At 51.9% G+C, this 6,859-nt stretch carries 7 protein-coding genes; 6 read left to right on the forward strand and 1 reads right to left on the reverse strand.

What is annotated here, in order from left to right:
* Positions 1 to 238: hypothetical protein (locus AC1RMF_RS26195; protein WP_493145439.1), on the reverse strand; the 238-nt coding region annotated here is incomplete at its 3' end.
* 770 nt (positions 239 to 1,008) lie between these two features.
* Between AC1RMF_RS26195 and AC1RMF_RS26200 the strand changes: the two genes are divergently transcribed.
* From AC1RMF_RS26200 to AC1RMF_RS26225, 6 genes are all read left to right on the forward strand, one after another.
* The gene (locus tag AC1RMF_RS26200) at positions 1,009 to 2,484 is read left to right on the forward strand and encodes a sensor histidine kinase (protein WP_493145440.1); all 1,476 of its coding nucleotides are present in this window, start codon (positions 1,009 to 1,011) and stop codon (positions 2,482 to 2,484) included.
* Positions 2,481 to 2,915: a response regulator gene (locus AC1RMF_RS26205; RefSeq protein ID WP_342620167.1), complete on the forward strand. Its 435-nt coding sequence runs from the start codon at positions 2,481 to 2,483 to the stop codon at positions 2,913 to 2,915. The genes AC1RMF_RS26200 and AC1RMF_RS26205 overlap by 4 nt, the downstream gene beginning before the upstream one ends.
* A complete protein-coding gene (locus AC1RMF_RS26210; RefSeq protein WP_342620168.1) occupies positions 2,908 to 4,653 on the forward strand; it encodes a two-component system response regulator in 1,746 nt (581 codons plus the stop codon). The genes AC1RMF_RS26205 and AC1RMF_RS26210 overlap by 8 nt, the downstream gene beginning before the upstream one ends.
* Positions 4,654 to 5,103: 450 nt before the next feature.
* Positions 5,104 to 5,382 carry a hypothetical protein gene (locus AC1RMF_RS26215; RefSeq protein ID WP_493145442.1) on the forward strand — a complete coding sequence of 93 codons (279 nt, stop codon included), beginning with the start codon at positions 5,104 to 5,106 and terminating at the stop codon, positions 5,380 to 5,382.
* Positions 5,383 to 5,410: 28 nt separating this feature from the next.
* Positions 5,411 to 6,673 carry an MFS transporter gene (locus tag AC1RMF_RS26220; protein ID WP_493145444.1) on the forward strand — a complete coding sequence of 421 codons (1,263 nt, stop codon included), beginning with the start codon at positions 5,411 to 5,413 and terminating at the stop codon, positions 6,671 to 6,673.
* 3 nt (positions 6,674 to 6,676) lie between these two features.
* Positions 6,677 to 6,859: hypothetical protein (locus AC1RMF_RS26225; RefSeq protein WP_493145445.1), on the forward strand; the 183-nt coding region annotated here is incomplete at its 3' end.

Consider the following 6,859-nt stretch of genomic DNA (forward strand, 5'->3'; position numbering starts at 1 on the left):
CGTCAGCGTGTGCCACACGATGTTGGAAAAGTACACCTGCACTTGCTTTTGGGCGAGGACGTTTGATTGCATTGTTAGCTTTCAAAAAAGCTCTCTTCACTGAATTCGGAGTGCCTGGTAGGTTAACTGCGCCAGTGCCTCTCTGAACGCTATTCGACATGGAAAATGAGAGTTTTTCAAAGGTATAGTTTGCGAACACCCACAAACCGGCAATTTGGGGCTTTCCAAAACCGGCCATTCGTAAAAAGCCTCTCCGGCAGCAACTTAGACCTTTAGGGGGCGGCAGGCAGGTTAAGGCTAATACGGGTGCTATCGACAGTCAGCTCTATGGAGATCCAGTTCGGCTTCAGTCAGGAGTCGTTCGCGACATTCAGCAACGTGCCCAAGGCGGTCATGACCATCAGTGAAACCGGAGCCAGAAAGCTGCCATTCGATTTCAGCATGTTCAGGCAGTCTTGCTCCGCAATTTGTGAGTGGAAGTCTATGTAGACAGTTTTTCTGGAATATGTGTGCATTGTCAGTACTCTTTGATTCATTAACGCATTGGAATATGACTTGTGCCCACGCGGCAACAAATTCTAATGTGGAAGTTATGGCCTGGCCCGCTGAGAGATTATTCAAAAATCGCATGTGACCATGAGAATCATGAGGGATGAAAAATCTTACTGAAAACTGCAGTATTGATACATTGTGTATTTGTGCGCGTTGTAGTGTAACCAGAGGAATTTCAGGCTCACGAGGCGTTGATAGGAATGGGTGGAATACGTGGAAAAACAGTATTTTTAATAGGGCTATTATTCAACACCTCACTGTCCAATGTCGTGATAGTGCAACATTTATCGCTCGGTATGACTGCTTAATAATTAAGGCTATCAAATGGCAAGGTCACAGTAGATTCAGGTTGAAAACAGGAATTCTTTGTCTTGCCATTTTCATCAAGATTTAGTACAACATTGGCATAGGATGTCTTCCAAGACGGGAGTGGAATAATTTAACGAAGGGCCAAGCATGTCCCCCAGCATTCATCAAGATCATTTTCGACTTGTCGTGGATGCGGCCCCCACGGGCATTGTCATGGTTGACCCAAATGGGCAAATAGTCCTAGTAAACCGGCATCTCTTGAGTTTGTTTGGATATTCCGAATCGGATCTGATGGGGCAGCCGGTTGAGATATTGCTGCCCCAACGCATTCGCGCAACCCATCCCGGAAAAGTTCGAGCTTTTTTTTCTGCACCATCCAATCGTGCCATGGGCGCCGGGCGAGACCTGTACGCTGTCCGCATTGATGGGCGCGAGATTCCTGTAGAAATTGGTTTGACGCCGGTAGACACGGAGGGGGGCTTGCATGTGCTGGCCACAATTGTTGATATCACCGAGCGCAAGAATGCTGAGAAACAGCGCGCGCGCAGTCGTGATCAGTTCAACGCCGTGGTGGAGGCCGCGCCAGCCGGTATTGTGATGGTGGACGAAAACGCACGTATTACTCTGGTGAATTGCCAGATTGAGAGCCTATTTGGTTATTCTCGTGAAGACTTAATTGGCCAGCCCATCGAAATATTGCTGCCTACACGCATGCGCATGGCGCACCCCGAAAAGGTACGCAGCTTTTTTACTAACCCAACCACACGCGCGATGGGGGCAGGGCGTGACCTCTATGCCGCGCGATTTGACGGAACGGAATTCCCGGTTGAAATCGGCCTGAGCCCGATTGATCTTATGGACGGACGCCAAGTCTTGGCCACAATTGTTGACATCACTGAGCGAAAGAAATCAGAGCTTCGGGTTCTGCGCGCCAACGAAGGTTTGGAGCAATTCGTCTATGTGGCTTCGCATGATCTACGTTCACCGTTGCGAGGCATTGCCGATTTGCTGGAGTGGATCAAGGAAGACATCGAGAGCACACCGAATGAAAAGGCATTGGCAAACATTGCTCGTGCCACGCTTAGGGTCGAAAGGCTTGAGCGGCTGATTGATGATCTTTTGAGATACGCACGAGCAGGTGCGGTAGATGCAGAGATTATGCCAATTAACTTGCAAACATTGGTAACTCAAGTTCTGGAGCTTCAACCTCTCCGAGCTGGGTTTGAAGTAAAACTCGATATCGCTCCAATCATTGTCCATGCTGCTCGTACACCGATCGAAACGGTACTTCGCAATCTGATCGCCAACGCTGTAAAACATCATGACCGCGACGAAGGCGTCATCACGATCGGCGTGCGCGACAAAGGCAAGTATTTTGAGTTTTCAATTGGAGACGACGGACCAGGCATACCAGAACACGCACAGACGCGCATCTTCAAATTGTTTCAGACGGCTACATCGACCGATCGGCAAAGTTCCGGCGTTGGATTGGCTGTGTCAAAGCGTCTGGTGGAAGCACATGGCGGCTGGATTGCCGTTGAATCAGCTGCAGCACAACGTGGAACAACCTTTCGGTTTATTTGGCCAAACAATCAACCTAACAAAGGAGGGGGCCAATCATGACGCAATCCAAGAATATGGGGCTGACTATCCTTTTGATAGACGATGATGATGTTGCAGCCGAAGCGGCCATACGAAATCTGCGAAAGTGTGGTGTTGACTTTCCGTTGTATGTCGCCTCGAACGGCGCGGAAGGTTTACGAGCTCTGCGCGGTCAAGGGCCACATGGAGAGTTGCCAAAGGCGACCATTGTGCTATTGGACATTAACATGCCAGTTATGGACGGGTTTGAATTTCTTGAGGCACTGCGCGCCGATCCCGCACTGCGATCACAGGTTGTTTTTGTTCTAACCACATCAGATGCCGACGCTGATCGTACTCGGGCCTACCACAAATGCATTGCTGGATACATGGTGAAGTCTGCGGTCGGCCACCAATTTGCCAATTTAGCGAATTTGCTTAAGTCATATGATGCTGCAGTCACACTTGCCTGAACGCTCCTCTGAGTCGCAGTTGTTACGGATATTGATTGTCGATGACGACCAAATTGATCGAGAGCGAATTCGGCGTGTTCTAGGGAAAGGCTCGGTCAAGAGTTCAGTACAGGAAGCTAACTCCCTTGGAGAGGCGCGCTCATATTTGAAGAGCGATAAATTTGATTGTGTATTTCTTGACTACAAACTAGGTGACGCCAGCGGCACGGAACTGCTTCACGACATTCAGTCAGGCTCGATACCCTATGTCCCCGTGATCATGGTCACAGGCGAAGGCAATGAGCGCTTGGTGGTACAGACCATGCGGGATGGTGCACATGACTTCATTTCTAAAATGCACTTGCAAGTTGGTTTGGTGGAAACCATACTGATCAACAGTCAGATTCGTGCGAATTTGGAAAGGGAGTTGAAGATCAAGCGTGAACGCCTTGAATATCTGAGCTTTCATGACACGTTGACTGGACTGCCCAACCGCACTTTGTTTTTTGACCGGGCGGAGCAGACGCTGCAATTTTCAATGCGCAAGCAGCAGATATTTGCCATCCTTCAAATAGACCTTGATCTGTTCAAGAATGTAAATGACACCTTTGGCCATGCGGCTGGCGATGTGGTATTGACTGCTGTAGCCCAGCGAATTCAGTCAATATTGCGCGGTTCGGACACTGTAGCGCGACTTGGGGGTGATGAATTTGCAGTCGTTTTGGCAGACATTAAAACGACGGAGGATGCACTACACATCACAGAAAAAATAACGCAGGAGGTCCGCAAACCGATCCAAATTTTTGGCGATCAGATGGTAGCGGTCGAAGCGTCTGTTGGGATCGCACTTTTTCCAGACCATGGCGAAGACGTTCAAACCTTGCTGTTAAAGGCGGACTGGGCTATGTACGCGGCTAAACACGGTGCAGGTCTGTATTTGATCTATGCAGCGGGCATGGAGTCCATGCGTCAACGCCCTGCTCCAGAAAGCGAACGTCTGAGGCAGGCCCTCATTTGCAACGAATTGTTTTTGGAATACCAACCCTTTCTCGACCTGGCCAGCGGTGAGGTTATTGGTTTTGAAGCTCTGGTTCGATGGCGTACCCCTGAGGGGGAGGTTGTACCTCCAAGTTTATTCATTCCTCTGGCGGAGCGTTCTCCTGTAATTGCGCAACTTACTTACTGGATACTTTGTGTCGCTTTGGACCAGATGCAGCGTTGGCACATGGATGGGTTAATGCTTTCGGTGTCTGTCAACATTTCGGCTCGCATGCTTGATGGCTCTGATCTTGCAGAGCGGGTGTTACATGAGCTGCGTATTCGAAAGCTACCTGCATCATTTTTGACGCTGGAACTCACCGAAACTGCGCTCATGTCCAATGTGCACCGAGCATATAGAATTCTGGAAGAGATCAAGAATGCCGGAGTGCGAATCTCAATTGATGATTTTGGAGCGGGCTTCACTTCCTTTAAGTATCTGCGCCAACTCGACGTATCAGAAATCAAGATAGATATGGCGTTTACGGCAGACCTGAAAGCGGGTTCACGGGACAGCGTGATTGTGCGTTCGATCGCCCAACTTGCTCGGGGCTTTGGCATAACTTCCGTTGCAGAGGGCATCGAAGACCTCGGTAATAAAGCCACACTGTTGGAACTCGGCTGTCAAGTGGGCCAAGGTTACGGTATCGCACGCCCTATGGCTGGCGGAGCCGTTGCCGAATGGGTAAAGCAATGGAACGAGCGCTACACAAGCGGCTAGCGAGAGGATGAAGGGCTCCTTGCGCGGGCAACTTATGGTTTTCTATATTCGAATTGACTTGAAAGAGTTTGGGCGCGCACTTAATGAACTGGGCCTGTTGACGCCGATTGAATCTTGACAATGAGAGGGTGCGGACAAAATGTTGGACTATCTTGGAGGTAGACCAGTATCGCGGCCCAACTATGTAATTTGTATCGCACAGTGTGCGAACTTCTCTTCAGAATTCGCTATTGCAGCAAAGCCAATTCTCTTGCTAAGTCATAAAACGAAATGTTCGTATAATTGGCCCATAAAATGTGAAATGGGCAGTCTTAGGCGCTTAGTCACAGAGAGAGCTGGTCAGTAACCGTGCACGCGATGGTGATTCGCTGATGCACCAAGTCCAGCGCATTTACCTGACGGGTACCACTTTTTTTGTATGGTTGCTTCTGCAACGCAGATTCGCTATTGATGAGTACCGATTCCGTCATCACTTTAAAGCTCCCCGAGGGCTATAGCTTCTCCGATCTCAAGGTCCGTCGCTGTGACGATGACGCCATTGATCTGGACATGGACCTGGTCAAGCTGATCTGCCAGATCAACGGCCTGAACTTCGACAAGGTGTTGCAGAACCCGGGGCCGGTTGTCACCAGCATCCTTACGGTCTGGTACAAGAGCCATCTCGCTCAAGGCGGTGCACCCGATACCCTGATGGAAGAACTCAAATCACAAGGGCCCAGACTCAATTGACTTCCTTCCTCACAGCGTTGCCGCTCCCATGAGCCAAGCCTCATCGGTCCAGATGCCTGTACAGGCTCCAGGTGCTGCAGCTGTGTCAGCCGGCGCACTGGATATCCAGTTACCCCGCGGAGCGCTTCTGGGTCTGTCCATCTCCGCATTTGGCAGCGGCATTTCCATGCGGGTTACAGATCCCTTGCTGCCAGGCTTGGCAAAGGAGTTTTCGCTGACCCTGGGCCACGCAGCCTTGGTCATCACCGTGTTTGCCATTGCCTACGGCTTCTCCCAACTGATCTTCGGCCCTCTGGGAGATCGCTTTGGCAAATACCGCGTCATTGCCTGGGGCACGATTGCTTGCGCCATCACCACGGCGGCATGCGCCATGGCGCCTTCGTTTGAATTCCTGCTGGCAGCCCGCGCTGTTGCCGGCGCATCAGCCGCAGCCATCATCCCGCTGGCCATGGCCTGGATTGGCGATGTGACGTCCTATGAACGTCGCCAGCCCATATTGGCCCGCTTCATGATCGGACAGGTCCTTGGCGTATCCGCGGGCGTGCTGCTGGGTGGCTATGCGGCGGATCACCTGCACTGGCGCACACCCTTTGAAGGCATCGCAATCTACTTTGCGTTGGGAGGCTTCTTCCTGCTGTGGATGAACAAGCAGCTCCCCCATGCCGCCAAGAGAACCAGCCCACCCCAAGGCTCCGCAATGAAGCGCATGGTGTCCGAGTTCGCCCAGGTGCTGGCAGTGCCCTGGGCCCGTGTGGTGCTGCTGACCGTGTTTGCCGAAGGCGCCAGCATCTTCGGTGCCTTCGCCTTCATGGTGACCCATGTGCACCAGGTCCACGGCATACCACTGGCTCTGGCCGGGCAGGTGGTGATGCTGTTTGGCTTTGGAGGATTGTGTTTTGCGCTCAGCGCCCGCTTTCTGGTGCACAGGTTGGGTGAAACCGGTCTGTGCCGCTGGGGTGGTGTGCTGGTAGCTGCTTCCTACATCACCGTGGCAGTATCGAGCAGCTGGTGGTGGGCCATACCCGCCAGCTTCATTTCTGGCCTGGGTTTTTACATGCTGCACAACACGCTGCAGATCAACGCCACCCAGATGGCCCCGGAACGCCGTGGTGCAGCGGTTGCTGCATTTGCAGCGTCGTACTTCATTGGACAGTCGGCGGGTATCGCGCTGGAGGGGGCTTTGATCCCCTCCATAGGTACCGCAGGCGCCATCGTATTGGGAGCAGTCGGAGTGACTGTGGTCTCGCAGAACTTTGCCCGTCTGATGCAAAAGCATCGCAGAAAGGTTTGAACCGTGGAAGAATTCAAAGCAGCACCTGAGCAACTGATAGTGCAAGCGCCAGCGAATGTGACCGAGCAAGCGCACGCGCAGGACTCAGCACCAATTCAAGAAGTCGCGCAGTCCCCCGATACATCGCAAGGTAAGCGCCCACTGCCTCCAGCAGTACAGGCCTTCCAGAACTTCTACTTAGCCGAA

The sequence above is a fragment of the Rhodoferax sp. GW822-FHT04A08 genome (genome assembly GCF_058801025.1).

What these genes read in the sequence shown, in the direction of transcription:
- AC1RMF_RS26215 (WP_493145442.1), top strand. Translation starts at nt 5,104, where the DNA reads ATGAGTACCGATTCCGTCATCACTTTAAAGCTCCCCGAGGGCTATAGC.
- AC1RMF_RS26200 (WP_493145440.1), top strand. Translation starts at nt 1,009, where the DNA reads ATGTCCCCCAGCATTCATCAAGATCATTTTCGACTTGTCGTGGATGCG.
- AC1RMF_RS26220 (WP_493145444.1), top strand. Translation starts at nt 5,411, where the DNA reads ATGAGCCAAGCCTCATCGGTCCAGATGCCTGTACAGGCTCCAGGTGCT.
- AC1RMF_RS26205 (WP_342620167.1), top strand. Translation starts at nt 2,481, where the DNA reads ATGACGCAATCCAAGAATATGGGGCTGACTATCCTTTTGATAGACGAT.